Source organism: Klebsiella sp. G-Nf4 (assembly GCF_002810615.1).
GTDB classification, from domain to species: Bacteria; Pseudomonadota; Gammaproteobacteria; order Enterobacterales; family Enterobacteriaceae; genus Klebsiella; species Klebsiella variicola.
Window position 1 is genome coordinate 343,032 of sequence record NZ_PION01000002.1, and the last position, 17,337, is coordinate 360,368.

Here is a 17,337-nt window from a genome sequence, read left to right on the forward strand (position 1 = left end):
GTAAGGCTTAGAGTCCGCTGGTGATTTTCCATGCCAGACCATAGGCCAACGCCGACAGCAGCGTCGGGACAATAATGCTGCGGGTTTTCCAGAAGGCGGCCCCCAGCACCAGGAAGCCGATCAGCGTCGGCGCCAGACGATGGGCATCGGCGAGGATCTCCGGCACGCTGGAGACCACCAGCAGCGCGCAAATCGAGGCGATGCCAATGGTATCCAGCAGCACGCTGACCGGGCCACGGCGAGCAGGCCGGGCATGGCCCGCGCGCAGACGCAGGGGAAGATAGCGAAACAGATAATTCACGCTGCCGACAATCACCCCGAGTAGAAGGACTTCACTGTTCATCCGGCATCCCCTTAAGCATGGCCTGGACCAGCGCTGTCAGACACCCGCAGACAATCCCGGCGAGGATGGCCGCCGGAATGGAAAATAACAGAATGCCGCCCAGCGCGCCCGCCAGGGCTGCCGTGACGCAGAGTGACTGCTGGCGCTGGAATGAGGCCAGCAGGAAGCTCATAAACAGCGCCGGCAGCATAAAGCCGAGCGCGGCCTCCACCGCGGGATAATCCACCAGCAGGCCGTTACCGGACCAGGCGCCGGCCAGCGTGCCGCACACCCACGATGCCCAGGAAGTAAAAGCGAGACCGAGCATCCAGTTTTCGCTCCAGCGGCGGTTATCGCGAACCAGCCTGGCGGTGGCCGCGGCGAAAACCTCATCGGTCAGGCCGAAGGCCCAGAGGGCGGTTTTCTTTTTATCCAGCGTCGAGCGAATGCGGCTGCGCAATGAGGGGCCATACAGCACATGACGGACATCCATCGCCATCACCGTCAGGGCCGCGACCCACAGTGAACTGCCGGCGGCCAGCATGGCGGTGATCACAAACTGGCTGGCGCCAGCGTAAATAATGCAGGAGAAAAACAGGCTTTCCAGCGGGGTGAATCCCAGCCGGGTGGCGTTCAGTCCGAAGGCGAAAGCCACCGGCAGGTAGCTGATAACGATGGGGAGACTGTCTTTGATGCCTTCGCCGACGGTGGCGACACGTTCAGGTAAGGCACAGGTTAAGGGCGCGGGGTTTTCCATATGAATAACTTATCGCTGGATCCATGTGAAGGTGACAAATTGACCGATGGGTCCACCTTAACAGAGCGCGACGCGCCTTAACACTATGGAAATTCCTGGAATCCGCTTTTCCATACTCTGTGCTGCGAGCAAGGAGGGAAAGGGAGCCCGGATAAGACGGAGCGCCTTATCCGGGAGGCAGGGTTACTGCTGCGCGGCGAGCGCCGCTTTCACCCAGCTGTCGAACAGCGGCTGGTGGGCTTTGATCCAGCCATCGACATGACCGTTAATGTCGGCTTCGGAAGCATGGCCTTCGTGCATCATCGCATTCTCGGCGTTGATGTCGGCGATCGGCAGCTTCATGACGCTAAACAGGGTGGCGGCGGCCGGATTTTTCTCGGCCCAGGCTTTGTTGGCGACGATGTGCATCGTGTTCACCGGGAAGCCATAGTTGGCGCCGTTGGCCAGTTTGGTGTCGATGTTTTTCTGCTCGCCCGGCAGGGAGGAGAACGGCACCTGCAGCCAGACGACGTCTTTGCCAGGTTTCAGCACGTCGCTGACCCAGTACGGCGTCCAGGTGTAGTAGAGCACCGGTTTACCCTCTTTATAGCGGGCGATGGTGTCAGCCATCATCGCCGCGTAGTTGCCCTGGTTATGGGTGACGGTTTTGCTCAGGCCATAGGCGTCAATCTGGTGGTTAATCACCGCTTCGCAGCCCCAGCCTGGTGTACAGCCGGTGAGATCCGCTTTACCGTCGTTATTGGTATCAAACAGTTTGGCGATCTGCGGATCTTTAAGCTGATCGATGGAGGTGATGTGGTACTGCTCGGCGGTTTTTTTGTCGATCAGATAGCCCTGGGCGGCGCCTGAGACATACACCCCTTTACGATAGAATTTGTTATCACCGCCCGCCGCGGCGTACATGTCATCGTGCAGCGGCTGCCAGTTGGTGGCGATAAAGGTGGTATCGCCGGCGGCAATGGAGGTGTAGGCGACGTTATAGTCCACTTCGCTGGGTTTCTCAACGGTGTAGCCTAGCTTCTCCAGTGCGCGGCTGACCAGCAGGGTCTGGAAGGTCTCTTCCGAAATGGTGCTCTGGGCAGGCTTCACGGTAATCCCTTTGCCCGGCAGGTCGGCGGCGAAGGTGCTGGTGGCGATCAGGGTGGCAAAGGCGGCGGTGGCCATCATCGTGCGATGTCGCATGGTGGTTCCTCTTATTGTTTAATGGGGGAGGCCGGCCCCCCGGCATCGGCTGTTGCCGGGGGGCAGCACTGTTATCGACAGAAAGGGCGAGTGATAAGCCCCAGTGGGCCGGTGGTGTACCAGCGGCGGTTGCCGCGACTGCGGGCGTCGCGACCGACGGCCTGGGTGAGGCGGTCAAGAATAATCGCGAGGATCACGATCCCCACGCCGCCGACGGTAGCCAGACCCATATCCAGGCGGCCAATGCCGCGCAGCACCATCTGGCCGAGACCGCCGACGGCGATCATCGAAGCGATCACCACCATCGACAGGGCCAGCATCAGCGTCTGGTTTACCCCGGCCATGATGGTGGGCATCGCCAGCGGTAGCTGAACCTTAAACAACAGCTGGCGCGGGCTGGCGCCAAACGAGCGCGACGCTTCGATCAGATCCGCGGGCACCTGGTTTATCCCGAGAATGGTCAGGCGGACGATCGGCGGCAGGGCAAAAATAATCGTCACTACCACGCCGGGCACGTTGCCGATGCCGAACAGCATCACGATCGGCACCAGATAGACGAACGCCGGTGTGGTCTGCATGGCATCGAGCAGTGGGCGGATAATTTTAGCCGCCCGCGGACTGCGCGCCAGCCAGATCCCCAGCGGCAGGCCGATAACCATGCAGAACAGCAGGGCGGTGAGGACCAGCGCCAGGGTGACCATTGCCTGCGACCAGGCACCGATGGCGCCGATGGCAATCAGCGAAACCAGGGTGGCGACCCCCATGCCGAGGCTGGAGATCTGCCAGGCGATCAGCGCGAAGATAATTATCGCCACCGGCGCCGGCATCCCCAACAGCAGCTGCTGGAAGGCGCTGAGGATATAGTCGATCGGCACGCGGATCCCCTGGAACAGCGGGCGGAAGTGCAGCACGATCCAGTCGATGGCGTGGGTGACCCAGCTGTCGAGTGGGATCAGCGTCTTATGGAACGGGTCCATGATATTGAACTGTTCCGGCTGCGGCGCGGGCGCGCTGTGCAGCCAGTCGGCGCCGCCACCGTTGGCCGGCGCGGCAGTGGCGGTTCCACCCCAGGCATCGGCAGCCTGCGTGGCGCTGTCGGTTGCCGGGGCGCTGTTCCACGGATTGGTTTGATCAGCCATGATTCACCCCCTCGCGATCTAAAGCCTGGAGCAACATTCGTTTGGAAATGATGCCAATGTATTGTTGTTCTTCATCCACCACCGGGACGGCGCACGGGGCGTGGCCGACATGGGAGAGCAGATCGCTGAGCGGCGTTTGCGCCTCCACCGCCAGCGGGGCGTCAATCAGCGCCGTCTCGATCCCCTCGCCGGCGCTAAGCGCCGTCTTCAGAGAATCGATTGAGACAATCCCGACAAAGCGATTTCCGCGTTCGATGACATAGCCATATTCCCGGTCTTCATCCTGTAATAATTTCAGCGCCGAACGGGGGCCAAAACCTGGGGTTTTACGAATCAATCCGACCGGGCTGCGACGGGCAATATCTTTGGCGCTAAAGACCTGGCTAATATCCACGCCGCGGAAGAAGGTGCGCACATAATCATTGGCCGGATTATTCAGTATTTCATCCGGAGTACCGACCTGGACCACTTCGCCATTTTGCATAATGGCAATGCGATCGCCAATTCGCATGGCTTCATCAAGGTCATGAGAAATAAAGACAATAGTGCGTTGATGCTTAGCCTGTAATTTGATGAGCTCATCCTGCATTTCGGTGCGAATGAGCGGGTCGAGCGCGGAGAAGGCTTCATCCATTAACAGAATATCGGGATTGATGGCCAGGGCGCGGGCTAAACCGACGCGCTGACGCATCCCGCCGGAGAGTTCATCCGGCCAGGCATGGGCATAATTCTCCAGCCCCACCTGACGCAGCGCCTCCCGGGCTTTTTGCTCTCGTTCGGCGGTCGGGACGCCGGCAAGCGCCATACCAAACGCCGTGTTGTCGAGCACGCTCATGTGTGGCATAAGCGCAAAGGACTGAAAAACCATCGCAATTTTCTTGCGACGCACCTCGCGCAGCTCGGCGTCCGACATTTTGGCGATATCGACTCCGTCAATCAGCACCTGGCCGCGGGTGGGTTCAATCAGGCGATTGAGAAGGCGAACCATGGTGGATTTCCCCGAGCCGGAGAGCCCCATGATGACGAATATCTCGCCTTCTTCAATGGCCAGACTGGCGTCTTTGACGCCAAGCGACAGCCCCGTTTTTTCCAGTATTTGCGCTTTGTTGAGTCCTTTCTCAATATATTTGAAAGCCCGGTTAGGGTGCTCGCCAAATATCTTATAAAGATTTTTAATTTCTAATTTAATTGCCATGCAATAGAGAAGTTCCTGTTATTTGTTTATTGCGATACGATACCCAATGGTGATAATGATCTTTTTACACCCTAACATACTCAGATTCTGTGACAACCCTCAATAGTAAACTCTCGGCAAAATGGCGTGAGGGGCATGGTGGCGCAGCCCCCGTGATATAAGGGCTGAGCGGTAATTTGTTGCAGGTAATATTTTTTGATTATCTCTGGATAATTCGACTGGAATGGGTGGGTTTTCTGCTAAATATGACGGAGTGATGACGGTTATGCCATGGAGAGAATATTTGGCAGATGAACCCACTTTTCTGCGAAATAGATCACCAGGAATCAGCACACCATATTCCTGGTGAAAGCAGGGTTAAAAATCCCAGTCGTCGTCGGCGGTCTCTTCCGTTTTACCTATCACGTACGAGGAGCCGGAGCCGGAGAAAAAGTCGTGGTTTTCATCGGCGTTAGGTGACAGCGCGGCGAGGATCGCCGGGTTAACCGCCGCCATCTCCGCCGGGAACAGCGCTTCATAGCCGAGGTTCATCAGCGCTTTGTTGGCGTTGTAGCCCAGGAAAGCGCTGACGTCGTCAAACCAGCCGCTCTCGCCGTACAGTTCCCGGCTGTAGGCCAGCTCGTTGTCGTAAAGATCCATCAGCAGATCGAGGGCGAAATTTTTCAATTCTTCGCGCTTTCCGGGGCTGACGATCTCCAGTCCTTTCTGATACTTGTAGCCAATGTAATAGCCATGTACCGCTTCATCGCGAATGATCAGACGGATCAGATCCGCGGTATTGGTCAGTTTTCCCCGGCTGGAGAAGTGCATTGGCAGCCAGAAGCCGGAATAGAAGAGAAAGGATTCGAGGAACACGCTGGCGATTTTTTTCTTCAGCGGCTCGTCGGCCTGATAGTAGCCCAGCATCAGCTGCGCTTTACGTTGCAGGGGTTCGCAGCTTTCACTCCATGCGAAGGCGGCATCCACCTCTTTGCTGTGGCACAGCGTGGAAAAAATGGAACTGTAAGAGCGGGCATGAACCGCTTCCATAAAGCTGATGTTCGACAGTACCGCCTCCTCATGCGGGGTCAGGGCGTCCGCCATCAGCGCCGGGGCGCCGACGGTGTTCTGAATGGTGTCGAGCAGCGTCAGCCCGGTGAAGACGCGAATGGTCAACTGCTGCTCCGCCGCGCTGAGGGTTTGCCAGGCGGGAATGTCGTTCGATAGCGGCACTTTCTCCGGCAGCCAGAAGTTGCTGGTGAGACGATTCCAGACCTCAAGATCTTTGTCGTCATCAATGCGGTTCCAGTTGATAGCGCTGATGCGCGTTAAATGAGTCATCCTGTTCTCCTTACAGTGCGCAGGACACGCAGCCTTCAATTTCAGTGCCTTCCAGCGCCAGCTGGCGCAGACGGATGTAGTAGAGGGTCTTAATGCCTTTCTTCCAGGCGTAGATTTGCGCCTTGTTGATATCGCGAGTGGTGGCGGTATCCGGGAAGAACAACGTCAACGACAGCCCCTGATCGACGTGGCGCGTCGCCTCGGCGTAGGTATCAATGATCTTCTGGGGCCCTATCTCGTACGCATCCTGATAGAGGGCCAGATTGTCGTTATTCATAAACGGCGCGGGGTAGTACACCCGTCCGGTCTTCCCCTCTTTGCGGATCTCAATCTTCGAGACGATCGGATGAATGCTGGAGGTGGCATGGTTGATGTACGAGATCGACCCGGTGGGCGGCACCGCCTGCAGATAGCGGTTATAGATGCCATAGCGCATGACATCGTCGCGCAGCTGGCGCCAGCTTTCCCGGTCGGGCAGGGAGATACCGGCGCGGGCGAACAGTGCGCGCACCCGTTCGGTTTTCGGCTGCCACTCCTCCTGCAGATATTTGTCAAAGTACGCCCCGCTGGCGTAGCGCGACTGTTCGAAGCCGGCGAAGCGCTGGCCGCGCTCGCGGGCCAGCAGCATTGAGGTGTGCAGGGCATGCCAGGTCACGGTGTAGAAATAGATATTGGTGAAGTCCAGCCCCTCCGGACTGCCGTAGGCAATCCCTTCCCGCGCCAGGTAACCGTGAAGATTCATCTGACCCAGGCCGATGGCGTGGGAGGCCGCATTGCCGGCCGCCACCGAGGGAACCGACTGTATGTCGCTCATATCGGACACCGCGGTCAGGGCGCGCACCGCGGTGGCGATAGTGCGGGCAAAATCCGGCGAGTCCATGGTATGGGCGATGTTCAGCGAGCCGAGGTTACAGGAGATATCTTCTCCGGTATGGGCGTAACTGAGGTTCTCATCATAGGTGGATGGCGTACTGACCTGCAGAATTTCGGAACACAGATTGCTCATGGTGATCCGTCCGGCCACCGGATTGGCACGATTGACGGTATCTTCAAACATGATGTACGGATAGCCGGATTCAAACTGGATCTCCGCCAGGCGCTGGAACAGATCGCGAGCGCGGATCCAGCGCTTGCGGACCCGTTCATCGGCCACCAGCTGCGGATAGAGATCGCCGATGGCGCAGTCGGCGAAGGGTTTACCGTACAGCCGCTCGACGTCATATGGCGAGAACAGGGCCATCTGCGCGTCTTCTTTTGCCAGCTGGAAGGTGATATCGGGGATCACGACCCCCAGCGACAAGGTTTTGATGCGGATTTTCTCATCGGCATTCTCACGCCGGGTATCGAGGAAGCGCAAAATATCGGGATGGTGCGCATGCAGCCAGACCGCTCCCGCCCCCTGGCGGGCGCCAAGCTGGTTGGCATAGGAGAAGGCGTCCTCCAGCATCTTCATCACCGGCACCACCCCGGAGGACTGATTTTCGATGCGCTTGATCGGCGCCCCGGCCTCGCGCAGGTTGGAGAGTAAAAAGGCCACACCGCCGCCGCGCTTCGACAGCTGCAGCGCCGAGTTAACCGCCCGGCCGATGGACTCCATATTATCTTCAATGCGCAGCAGGAAGCAGGAGATCAGCTCCCCGCGCTGCTGTTTTCCGGCGTTGAGGAAGGTGGGGGTCGCGGGCTGGAAGCGGCCGCTGAGCATCTCTTCCATTAACTGCCGCGCCTGCTGGTCATCTCCCTGGGCCAGCGTCAGCGCCACCATTACGCAGCGATCGGCAAAATCCTCGAGGTAGTGCTTGCCGTCAAAGGTCTTCAGCGCGTAGCTGGTATAGAACTTCCAGGCGCCGAGGAAGGTCTGAAAGCGAAACGCGGCGCGCCGGGCATGGGCGAACAATGCCAGCACAAACGCGCGGTCATAGCCGGCCAGCACCAGCGGATCGTAATAGCCCTCGCGGACGAGCCAGGTGAGTTTATCGTCCTGGCTGGCAAAGGTGAGGGTCTTGGGCCGGACCTGGGCGGTCATAAAGGCCTCCACCGCCTGGCGATCTTTCTCAAACGGGATGCGGCCCTCGCTGTCGTACAAATTCAGCATCGCGTTGAGGGCGTGAAAATCCGCCGCGGCGGTTATACGTTCTGCGGTTGTCGTTGCCAAAATTCGCTGACTCCTTTACGCACGTTGTCGATATCGTCGGGGGTTCCCATCAGCTCGAAGCGGTAGAGATAGGGCACAGCGCATTTTTGCGCGATGACATCCCCGGCACGCCCCCAGGCGTCGCCAAAGTTGCGATTGCCAGCGGCAATCACCCCGCGGATCAGCTGGCGGTTATGCACGTCGTTTAAAAAGCGGATCGCCTGACGCGGTACCGCGCCGGCCGTACCGCCGCCGCCATAGCTGGGAACGATGAGAATATAGGGTTCGTCTACCTGCAGATGTTCACGCTCGTTCAGCGGAATGCGCACCGCCGGCAGCCCCAGGCGCTGCACAAAGCGATGGGTATTCTCCGAACGACTGGAGAAGTAGACGATGAGGCTCATGCGCTGGCCGCCGTGACGGAGGGGCGCAGGCGATTGATCATATCCGGGCGGAAGCCGCTCCAGCGCAGGTCACCAGCGATCACCACTGGCAACTGGCGAAATCCCTGCTCGCGCAGGGTGTCGGCGGCATCCGGCTGCTGGTCGACGTTCACCATTTCAAAGGCCAGTCCCCGGCTTTCCATGGCTCGCCGTGTGGCATGGCACTGCACGCAGTCATTTCGAGTGTAAATAATAATGCGCATGATTCGTATTTCCATTTAAGATAACAGCACGGCGCTAAACGCAGCGTCGAACGTTGTGGGTCATTCGATAAGGAAATACTAGATGTAGTTATTTAAAAGTTCAACCACTCAATATATAGCGTTTTTAGTCAGAAGATCCCCCGCCAGGACAATTCGGCGGAGGAGGGGGAAGGCTGTGCGGAACTACAGACGCATGGCGACGGCGAGACGGTTAAAGGCGTTCATCAGGCTGATGGCTAAGGTCAGATCGCTTATCTGACGCGGGGTAAAATGTTCGCGCAGCGGCAGGTAAACGTCATCTTCCGCATGGCTGACGGCAATGTCGGTGACCGACTCGGCCCACGCCAGCGCTGCGCGTTCGGCAGGTGTGAAGTGAGCGCTTACCCGCCAGCCCGCCAGGGCATCCAGTTTGCTTTGCGCCATACCGCCTTTGCGCAGCGCCTGGCTGTGCTTCTCAAGGCAGAAGGCGCAGCCGTTGATCTGCGAGACGCGTAAATAAACTAGCTCCACCAGGGCGCTGCCCAGTTCGCTTTTCTCCAGCGCGATGCTGGCCTGTACCAGCCCTTTATAGACTTCCGGGCTCAGTTCACTGAATGGCTGACGTAATTGGCTCATGGTGTTCTCCTCTCTAAGACGGCAGCCAAAATAGCACTATAATGGACTGCAAAAGATAGCCATATTGTGATGAAAAAAGCAGACCATAATGGAAGCGACCCACCTCCCTCTCTATCAGCGTATTGCCCGCCAGCTGAAATCGGCGATTGAACGTGGCGAACTGACCCCGGGCAGCCGTCTGCCCGCCAGCCGGGTGTTTGCTCAGGAGCAGGGTGTCTCCCGGGCGACTATCGAAAACGCCTGGGGTGAACTGGTCGCCCAGGGGTGGCTCGAGCGGCGTGGGCAGGCGGGGACTTTTGTCAGCGAGCGGCTCAGTCCGCGCCAGCTGGCGCCGGTTACGCCAGCGCAATCAGTCGCCTCGACGGACCCGTTGCCCTTTCAGATGGGGCTGCCGGCGCTGGATCTCTTTCCGCGCGGGTTGTGGGCGCGAGTGATGGGGCGTCGGCTGCGGACGCAGTCGCGGTTCGACCTTGCCCCCGGCGATCCCGGCGGCGACCCGCTTCTGCGCCAGGCGATCGTGGACTATCTGCGCCTGTCGCGCAGTATTGACTGCCAGCCGGAGCAGGTGCTGATTACCGGCAACTATACTACCTCCATGGATCTTATCCTGCGTACGCTGGCGCAGCCGGGACAGCATATGTGGATGGAGGATCCGGGGTATCCCTTTATCCGCCCGGTCGTTGAGGCCAGGCAGCTGGTGGTGGATGCGATCCCGGTGGACGACGAAGGAATGAATGTTGGCTGGGGCCTGCGCCATCATCCTCAAGCGCGGTTTGCCCTGCTCACCCCGGCGCACCAGAGTCCGCTGGGGGTCGCGCTGTCGCTTCCCCGGCGTCGCCAGCTGCTGGCGTGGGCGACAGCGCGCGACGCATGGATTATTGAGGACGATTACGATAGCGAGTTTCGCTATCACGGCAAACCGCTGCCGCCAGTGAAAAGCCTCGATGCGCCGCAGCGGGTTATCTACGCGGGCACTTTCAGTAAGTCGATGTTTCCGGCGCTGCGTACCGCCTGGCTGGTGGTGCCGACCCCACTGGTGGCGCGTTTTCATCAGACGGCGGAGCGCCAGCCCTGCACCGTTCCTACTCTGTGGCAGCAGACGCTGGCGGATTTTATCCAGCAGGGACATTTCTGGCGTCATCTGAAAAAAATGCGCGCCAGCTATAGCCAGCGCCGACAGTGGCTGGAGTCGGCCCTGCAGGCGCAGGGCTTTCGGGTCACGCCGCAGCAGGGCGGCATTCAGCTGGTCATGCCGGTCAGCGGCAACGATCGCCTGTTGGCCCGGCAGGCGGTTGAGGCCGGGCTGGCGGTGCAGGCGCTGAGCGACTGGCGTCTTCGTCATGCAGGCGAGGGGGGATTACTGATGAGTTTTACCAATATTCGCTCAGCGGCGATGGCCGACGAACTGGCCCGGCGGCTCAGAGAGGCGATCGCGAACGATGGCGCATAAAAAACCCCTGCGGCCAGAGGCGCGCAGGGGCTGACGCGTATTTGTTATCTTCATTAGATTCCGTGAAGCTCGCGGGCTTCCGCTCGCCAGGCGCGCGCGGAAGCTGACGCTGTCTCTATTATCGACGTAAATTGAGCAATACGCCAATAAATACCCCGACGGCGGCGGCGGCGCCGACGCTGTGCCACGGTTTATTGCGCACGTAGGTATCGGCGCAGCCCAGCGCATCACAGGCTGCCTGACGGGCATCCAACGCCGCCTGCTGCACCCGGTTGTGACCGTTGAGGCGGGCACGGGTCTCTTTTAGCAGCGACTGTGCTTTAACGCGCGCCGCTTCCGCTTCCTCTTTCGCGTCACTGCCCCACGATTTCAGCACCTCTTCCAGCGTATCCGCTAATTGACTGACATCGTTATGGATATCCTCAGCATTCTCGTCAAAATTGTTGCGGTTCACATGGTTAGCCATCGTTATCTCCCTTAATTCCATCGAGTGAGTAAGTGTAGGACAAGATTTTGAATTATGCTTACTGCTGTGGTTTCTGGAATTTTCCGAAAGCACTGCGCTTAACGAATAAGGTAAGGTCAATGTGCGGTAAAAGATAACGAGGAATCAGTATGTATTTAAGACCCGATGAGGTGGCGCGTGTTCTTGAAAAAGCCGGCTTCACCATGGATGTTGTGACGCAAAAAGCGTACGGCTATCGCCGAGGCGATAATTATGTTTATGTGAACCGCGAAGCGCGCATGGGGCGGACAGCGTTAATTATTCATCCAGCGCTAAAAGAGCGTAGCAATATGTTGGCCGAACCGGCCTCAGATATCAAAACCTGCGACCATTATGAACAATTTCCGCTGTATTTAGCCGGAGATGCGCAGCAGCATTATGGTATTCCGCATGGATTTAGCTCACGGATGGCGCTTGAGCGTTTTCTGAATGGACTATTTGGCGAAGCCCAGCCGGTGATGTCGACAAATTAATACGGTGGTTGAGGACCGGGGCGGAGCAGGCTGACGAGAGAGCGACTGGCAGGGCCAGTCGCTGGAATGGCGTCGGTCAGGCTTTCGCCTGCTGGTAAGGGGCCACGCGGAACAGGCGGCGGCAATAGTCGAGGAAGTAACCGTAAGCGGCGCCCATCATCATCGATACTGCCAGGTTTGAGCTCACCGCAGCGACAATCTGGTGCCAGTCTGCACCCACACTCCACAAAATCGCGACATACACTGGCGACTGAAAAGTGACGTAGGCCAGCACGTCGGCCATATTTTTCATCCAGCCGGCCGGGCTAATGCGCCGGGCCTGACGCATCGCAAAGTCGCGATAAAAACCATAGGGCACGGCAATAATAATGTTGACCGGGATTGCCACCAGGCGTGACGATAACGACTGCTCAAACGTCATACCAGAGAGAAAAATTTCGATGATCATGTTGACGACGGTGCAGTAAACCACCATCGCAAAGGTGTCTGCAACCGCATGCCGCAAGCGGGAGTGCGCAGAGAACATCGGAGTGCTCCTCGAAAATGAAGTCAATAACGCCGAAAATGCGCGTTGGTATAGCGTTTTTGGGCTGCCTGTTTTGATGTGCGTAGAGTATATCTCTGCATTAAAAGTGGCAACTAGCTATAAATTTTTATTTATTGCCTTTTTGTCGATAAAATACTCTGCAATGGTTCATTTTCTGTCCGTTACGCTACTTTTATTCCCATTTCTAATAAAATTATTATTTTTCAGTTGCTTATGGTTTGTTTTTCTATCGTCTCTGGTCAGCGAGTTGACGCCTGACTGCCCGCTGTGGCGCAAAATCACGTTAGACTGTGACTGATGTCGTGTTTAGAATTTTTTATGCCATTAGTCGCATTTTTGTGGTGTAAAACTCTGAATCGGTGTGTGTCGTTTTATTCTGAATACCTGATTAACTATTCAGTGTGCCGTGAGGGGTATATCGGCGCGGTCACTGATGAACAGAAGGTAAGTCGCTGACCATAAAGATAATATCCTCAATGAGATATATTTTATTGTGCGCTATTGCGCTGTTTTTATTTATTCATTCTCTCTTTTGGGGATATTGATGAAAAAGGCAAGGCGCTTTGCCAATATAGTCATTAGGATAACAACTACTTTCTACGTAATATATTTTTCTGGATAACCGAAGGCTGGAAATAAATAAGCGTTTCTATTACACTTGCTGCGTTGTATCTTTTAATTGGTTATCTGGGATTTTTTAATTTTATGTCTTTAATGTTACACAAACTGAATAATATCCGTTCACTCCGTGCCCTGTCCCGTGAATTCTCCATTGACGTGCTTGAAGAGATGCTGGAAAAGCTCAGGATCGTCACTGAAGAAAAACGTACGCAACAGCAGCTGGCGGCGCAGCAGCAGGCTGAATATCAGGAAAAAGTGAATACCTGGCTTGAGCTGATGCGCGCCGACGGTATTTCTCCTGACGACCTCGTGGCGGATATTCAGCCGCCGATGGCGGCAGGGAAAAAGCGGCAACCGCGCCCGGCGAAATATCGTTATACCGATCATACTGGCGCAGAAAAAACCTGGACCGGTCAGGGAAGAATGCCGAAGCCGATTGCTCAGGCGGTCGCTCAGGGGAAATCGCTGGACAGTTTTCTCATTTAAAGCCGATCCGGCCAGTGTCATGACGGTGGGGGGAGACCCACCGTTCAGTCTGGCCTTGTGAATCAGCGGGAGGGGGGCTTCAGCAGACGCCGAAGTCGCCTTCTTCCTGATAGGGCGTCACCTCGTCTGACTTCAGCGTATAGCGCTCACCCTGCTCTTGCGCGGCCTGAACCACCACCAGCTGTTCTCCCTGCACTTCAACCACTTTCAGTTTTGGCCCACCCGCACGCGGTTGTACCAGATCGCCGACAGAAAACATCATTCACTCCTCACGGTTAACATCCTGGATGAACCTCAACCATAGCTCAACGGCCGGCCACTGAACACCGGCTGTGTTGTTTTTTGTTAAAACAATTTGGTGGTATATGTATTAGTGTTGTTAATGTTTTGCTGGCGCCAAACCGCTGCTGACAAGGGGGACGGCGAAGGTAGGGTTACCACCAAGTTGGTCAGGAAAGACATTATGAAGTATATCATTCTATTAATTATTGTTATTGCTGTGCTGTACGTCCATTACCGCGGGCGGGTGCGCTATCGTTTCTGGCGACAGCTCTCCGATCATTCAACATTTACTGCTCCGCTGAATGGATTTATGTATTTATTTTCCCGCGTGCCGAATACGCCATATCTGCGCCCGGAGATGTTTCCCGAGCTGGCGATATTGCAGCAGAACTGGCAAGTTATTCGCGACGAAGGGATCCACCTGCAGCAGCTGGAGCAGATTAAAGCGGCCGATAAATATAACGATGCCGGATTTAACTCATTTTTTAAAACCGGCTGGAAACGCTTTTATCTGAAATGGTATGAGGATGCCCATCCCTCCGCCAGCCAACTCTGTCCATACACCACTGCGCTGCTGCGCGATATCCCGTCGGTGAAAGCGGCCATGTTTGCCACCCTGCCGGACGGCAGCCGTCTGCCGCGCCACCGCGATCCCTACGCCGGTTCGCTGCGCTTTCATCTCGGCCTGGCGACGCCGAACGATGACCGCTGCTTTATCGAGGTGGATGGCCAGCGCTACAGCTGGCGCGATGGGGAAGGGGTGCTGTTTGATGAGACCTATATTCACTATGCGGAAAATACCAGCGGTGAGAATCGGCTGATTCTGTTCTGTGATATTGAACGGCCGATGCACTACCGCTGGGCGCAGCAGGTGAACCACTGGCTGGGACGTCATCTGATGAGCGCCGCCTCGGCGCCCAACGATACCGGCGATCGCATTGGCGGGATTAACCGGGCGTTTCGCTATATCTACCAGATACGTATTGTCGGCAAGCGGCTGAAAAAATGGAATAAGACGGTCTATTACATCGTTAAATGGCTGCTCTTCGGCGGCATTGCCTGGCTTATCTGGAGTGCGTTTTAACCCTCCTGACGCCGGTTCCAGGGCATGATCGCCAGCAGGCGCGCCATGCCGCAAAAGCCGGTCACCCCGGCGAAGGTGAGCCCGGCGCCGACCGCGCCGCTGAGCAGAAAGAAGCCGCTGCTCACGGTATAGCCCAGCAGTACACCGAGTAAAATCAGGACGCCAGCGGCAATTTGTACCTGGCGCATCAGCGGCAGCGGCTGGGATTTATCCTCCTCAACCGGGAACCCTGCGGCCCTCCAGCCCTGAATCCCCCCGGCCAGCAGGCTTGCCTGCGCCGGTGCGGCGGCGGCGGCCAGGCGAATCGCGTTATTCTGCGTCCGGGAACCCGCCTGGCAGTGAAAAATGACCGTCTCTCCGGCCCGGGCATTGAGGGTCGCACCGTTGGTCAGGCTGGCGAGCGGCACCAGCTCGGCATCGGGAATATGTTCGCGCGCGTATTCATCCGCATCACGGATATCAATCAGTCTGGCGCCCTGGGCAATCAGCGCCCGGGCTTCGGCAGGGGTTAAGGTGGCGATAGTCATAGGATCCTCACGGGCAATAGAGCGTTTTCAGCGTGTTGATCACCTGCTGTACCGCAGGGTGGGTGATGAAATAGTGGATACGCTGGGCATCGCGCTCGCTGTCGATCAGCCCCTCGTCACGCATCCGCGCGAGGTGCTGCGAGGTGGCGGAAGGACTCAGGCCGGTGGCGCGGGCCAGTTCACCGGCGCTGGCGCGCGGCGCATCGCACAGCATGCACAGGATCAGCAATCGGTGAGGATTGCTCATGGCTTTCATCAGCGCGGCGGCTTCTCCGGCGCGGGCCTGCAGGTCTTCAGGTGTGGTCATGTATTTTATCTTTCTCTAAATTTAGATAACTCTAAAATAAAAACATCGCCTGCGCCAGCACTATTTATCCGTGATTCAGGTTATCCGTGACTCAGGCCGGAACGGCGAGCTGGGCAATCTGCGCCCGGGCGCTGGCGATCCCTGCGTCGCGACCATGCGGACGATTATCCAGCCCTTCGGCATAGATAAATTCCACTTCGCCGATCCCCATCAGCCCCAGTACCGCGCGCAGATAAGGCGTGATGGCGTCGGTGGTCTCTCCCTGGTGAATACCGCCGCGGCTGCTGACGACCACCGCCCGAACACCCTCGACCAGCCCTTGCGGCCAGCTGTCGGTGTAGCGAAAGGTTTCCCGCGCCCGCGCCACGAGGTCGAACCATTTTTTCAGATCGGTCGGGACGTTGAGGTTATACATCGGCGCGCCGATCACCAGCAGGTCGCTGGCTTTTAACTCGGCGATAAGCTGGTCGGAGAGCGCAACCGCCGCGCGGATGGCCGGCTGCGGATCCACCGCCCCGCGCAGGGCGGCGAACAGGGGGCGATCCAGCGTTGGCAGCGCCATGGCGCTGAGATCGTGTTCCGTGAGCCGATCGCGGTGTCCCGCCGCCTGGCGTGCCGCGAGAAATTCGTTAATCAGCTGATTGGTCAAGGATGTTTCGCCATTAATGCTGGATTTTAACACCAGAACGTTTGCCATAAGGGATGCCTCAAGTGAAGGATGGAGGCAGAGACTAACACTGTCTTTTTTCTCTCTGGAGTGACATTATTTTCCTCTATTGTATCCCGTAAGGAACCAATCTGTGCGCGACGATCTGAACGCGATCCCGGTGTTTGTCACCGTGGTCGAGAGCGGTAACTTTGCCAGCGCGGCGACGATCCTCCACGTGACGCGTTCGGCGGTGGGTAAAACCATTGCCCGGCTGGAAGCGCGCCTCGGCGTGGCGTTATTCCAGCGCACCACCCGTCGGCAACTGCTGACGGAAGAGGGGGAGCAATTCTACCACCAGTGCCGGGAAGCGCTGGCGCGCATCCGCGAGGCCGAAGAGGCGCTCCAGCGCGGGAAGGGCGAGGTGCAGGGGCGGCTGCGGATCTCGCTACCGGTGCTGTTTGGTCAGCGCTGCGTGGCGCCGCTGCTGTTCCGCCTGAGCCAGCGCTATCCGTTACTGAAGCTCGAGCTCCACTACAGTGACCGGCAGGTCAATCTGCTGGAGGAGGGGGTTGATCTTGCGGTGCGTATCGGAAACCTGGCCGATACCGGGTCGCTGCGGGCGCGGGCGCTGGGGGAGCATGGCATGGTGCTGTGCGCGGCGGCGGATTACCTGCGACGCCAGCCGCCGCCGCAGACGATCGCCGGGCTGAGCGAGCACCGCACCCTCGGCTATCTGCACAACGGCCAACTGCAAAAATGGCAACTGTACGACCCGCAGCAGGGTGAAGTGCGCTTCAGTCCGGAAACGGGGCTGGTACAGGATGATTTTGCCGCCATCGCGGCGGCGGTGCAGCAGGGAATGGGCATCGCCTGGCTGCCGGACTGGCTGGTGGCCAAGGGGCTTGCCGATGGGGCGCTACAGCAGGTTCTGGCATCCAGTGCCTATGCGCGTTTCGCCATCCACGCGGTGTGGCCGGAGGGGCCGTGGCTGCCGCAAAAAACGCGGGTGGCGATCGATGCTCTGCGGGAAGGACTGCGCCTTGCTAAAAGCACACCGTCCAGCGGTTAAGGGTATCTTAAGGCGTCCGGGCGATAATGA

At 57.8% G+C, this 17,337-nt stretch carries 20 protein-coding genes and 1 pseudogene; 5 read left to right on the forward strand and 16 right to left on the reverse strand.

What is annotated here, in order from left to right; genetic code table 11:
- Window positions 1-7 precede the first annotated feature (7 nt).
- From ygaH to CWM57_RS07865, 10 genes are all read right to left on the reverse strand, one after another.
- Window positions 8-343: an L-valine transporter subunit YgaH gene (gene ygaH / locus CWM57_RS07820; protein ID WP_008806143.1), complete on the reverse strand. Its 336-nt coding sequence runs from the start codon at window positions 341-343 to the stop codon at window positions 8-10.
- On the reverse strand, window positions 333-1,079 hold the full coding sequence (locus tag CWM57_RS07825) for an AzlC family ABC transporter permease (protein ID WP_074387788.1): 747 nt from the start codon (window positions 1,077-1,079) through the stop codon (window positions 333-335). Before CWM57_RS07825 ends, ygaH begins: the two co-directional genes overlap by 11 nt.
- Window positions 1,080-1,262: 183 nt before the next feature.
- Entirely contained in the window at window positions 1,263-2,261 is a 999-nt protein-coding gene (gene proX / locus CWM57_RS07830) for a glycine betaine/L-proline ABC transporter substrate-binding protein ProX (protein ID WP_008806141.1), read from the reverse strand.
- A gap of 71 nt (window positions 2,262-2,332) precedes the next feature.
- On the reverse strand, window positions 2,333-3,400 hold the full coding sequence (proW, locus tag CWM57_RS07835; RefSeq protein ID WP_100632155.1) for a glycine betaine/L-proline ABC transporter permease ProW: 1,068 nt from the start codon (window positions 3,398-3,400) through the stop codon (window positions 2,333-2,335).
- Entirely contained in the window at window positions 3,393-4,595 is a 1,203-nt protein-coding gene (proV, locus tag CWM57_RS07840) for a glycine betaine/L-proline ABC transporter ATP-binding protein ProV (RefSeq protein ID WP_100632154.1), read from the reverse strand. The genes proW and proV overlap by 8 nt, the downstream gene beginning before the upstream one ends.
- A gap of 357 nt (window positions 4,596-4,952) precedes the next feature.
- The gene (gene nrdF / locus CWM57_RS07845) at window positions 4,953-5,915 is read right to left on the reverse strand and encodes a class 1b ribonucleoside-diphosphate reductase subunit beta (RefSeq protein ID WP_074387792.1); all 963 of its coding nucleotides are present in this window, start codon (window positions 5,913-5,915) and stop codon (window positions 4,953-4,955) included.
- Between the two features lie 10 nt (window positions 5,916-5,925).
- A complete protein-coding gene (nrdE, locus tag CWM57_RS07850) occupies window positions 5,926-8,067 on the reverse strand; it encodes a class 1b ribonucleoside-diphosphate reductase subunit alpha (RefSeq protein WP_074387793.1) in 2,142 nt (713 codons plus the stop codon).
- Window positions 8,040-8,450, reverse strand: a complete 411-nt coding sequence (nrdI, locus tag CWM57_RS07855; RefSeq protein ID WP_100632153.1) for a class Ib ribonucleoside-diphosphate reductase assembly flavoprotein NrdI — start codon at window positions 8,448-8,450, stop codon at window positions 8,040-8,042. The genes nrdE and nrdI overlap by 28 nt, the downstream gene beginning before the upstream one ends.
- Window positions 8,447-8,692 carry a glutaredoxin-like protein NrdH gene (nrdH, locus tag CWM57_RS07860; RefSeq protein WP_061153588.1) on the reverse strand — a complete coding sequence of 82 codons (246 nt, stop codon included), beginning with the start codon at window positions 8,690-8,692 and terminating at the stop codon, window positions 8,447-8,449. Before nrdH ends, nrdI begins: the two co-directional genes overlap by 4 nt.
- Window positions 8,693-8,875: 183 nt before the next feature.
- Entirely contained in the window at window positions 8,876-9,307 is a 432-nt protein-coding gene (locus CWM57_RS07865) for a carboxymuconolactone decarboxylase family protein (protein WP_080897708.1), read from the reverse strand.
- Between the two features lie 88 nt (window positions 9,308-9,395).
- Here CWM57_RS07865 and CWM57_RS07870 point away from each other — a divergent pair, with 88 nt between their 5' ends.
- On the forward strand, window positions 9,396-10,757 hold the full coding sequence (locus tag CWM57_RS07870) for a PLP-dependent aminotransferase family protein (protein ID WP_100675866.1): 1,362 nt from the start codon (window positions 9,396-9,398) through the stop codon (window positions 10,755-10,757).
- A 118-nt stretch (window positions 10,758-10,875) separates the two neighbouring features.
- On the opposite strand, the gene CWM57_RS07875 is transcribed toward CWM57_RS07870, so the two are convergent.
- A complete protein-coding gene (locus tag CWM57_RS07875) occupies window positions 10,876-11,223 on the reverse strand; it encodes a DUF883 domain-containing protein (RefSeq protein WP_002914293.1) in 348 nt (115 codons plus the stop codon).
- 149 nt (window positions 11,224-11,372) lie between these two features.
- On the opposite strand from CWM57_RS07875, the gene CWM57_RS07880 reads away from it, so the two are divergent.
- Entirely contained in the window at window positions 11,373-11,735 is a 363-nt protein-coding gene (locus CWM57_RS07880) for a DUF2002 family protein (protein WP_100675867.1), read from the forward strand.
- Window positions 11,736-11,811: 76 nt separating this feature from the next.
- Here CWM57_RS07880 and alaE read toward each other — a convergent pair whose 3' ends face one another.
- The gene (gene alaE / locus CWM57_RS07885; RefSeq protein ID WP_100675868.1) at window positions 11,812-12,261 is read right to left on the reverse strand and encodes an L-alanine exporter AlaE; all 450 of its coding nucleotides are present in this window, start codon (window positions 12,259-12,261) and stop codon (window positions 11,812-11,814) included.
- 726 nt (window positions 12,262-12,987) lie between these two features.
- Here alaE and stpA point away from each other — a divergent pair.
- Window positions 12,988-13,389, forward strand: coding sequence for a DNA-binding protein StpA (gene stpA, locus CWM57_RS07895; protein WP_074387825.1), 402 nt, complete (start codon window positions 12,988-12,990; stop codon window positions 13,387-13,389).
- A gap of 79 nt (window positions 13,390-13,468) precedes the next feature.
- On the opposite strand, the gene CWM57_RS07900 is transcribed toward stpA, so the two are convergent.
- A complete protein-coding gene (locus tag CWM57_RS07900) occupies window positions 13,469-13,648 on the reverse strand; it encodes a hypothetical protein (RefSeq protein WP_100675870.1) in 180 nt (59 codons plus the stop codon).
- Between the two features lie 204 nt (window positions 13,649-13,852).
- Between CWM57_RS07900 and lpxO the strand changes: the two genes are divergently transcribed.
- A complete protein-coding gene (gene lpxO, locus CWM57_RS07905) occupies window positions 13,853-14,755 on the forward strand; it encodes a lipid A hydroxylase LpxO (protein ID WP_100675871.1) in 903 nt (300 codons plus the stop codon).
- Here the strand turns inward: lpxO and CWM57_RS07910 are convergent.
- The 3 genes and pseudogenes from CWM57_RS07910 to CWM57_RS07920 form a co-directional block, all read right to left on the reverse strand.
- A pseudogene (locus CWM57_RS07910) lies at window positions 14,736-15,282 on the reverse strand (rhodanese family protein). The gene lpxO and the pseudogene CWM57_RS07910 overlap by 20 nt on opposite strands.
- Window positions 15,283-15,289: 7 nt before the next feature.
- Window positions 15,290-15,589 carry an ArsR/SmtB family transcription factor gene (locus tag CWM57_RS07915; RefSeq protein WP_002914277.1) on the reverse strand — a complete coding sequence of 100 codons (300 nt, stop codon included), beginning with the start codon at window positions 15,587-15,589 and terminating at the stop codon, window positions 15,290-15,292.
- A gap of 91 nt (window positions 15,590-15,680) precedes the next feature.
- Complete coding sequence (locus CWM57_RS07920) at window positions 15,681-16,286, reverse strand: FMN-dependent NADH-azoreductase (RefSeq protein WP_100675872.1); 606 nt, start codon at window positions 16,284-16,286, stop codon at window positions 15,681-15,683.
- A 103-nt stretch (window positions 16,287-16,389) separates the two neighbouring features.
- Between CWM57_RS07920 and CWM57_RS07925 the strand changes: the two genes are divergently transcribed.
- Window positions 16,390-17,307, forward strand: a complete 918-nt coding sequence (locus tag CWM57_RS07925) for a LysR family transcriptional regulator (RefSeq protein ID WP_100675873.1) — start codon at window positions 16,390-16,392, stop codon at window positions 17,305-17,307.
- Window positions 17,308-17,337: the final 30 nt, after the last annotated feature.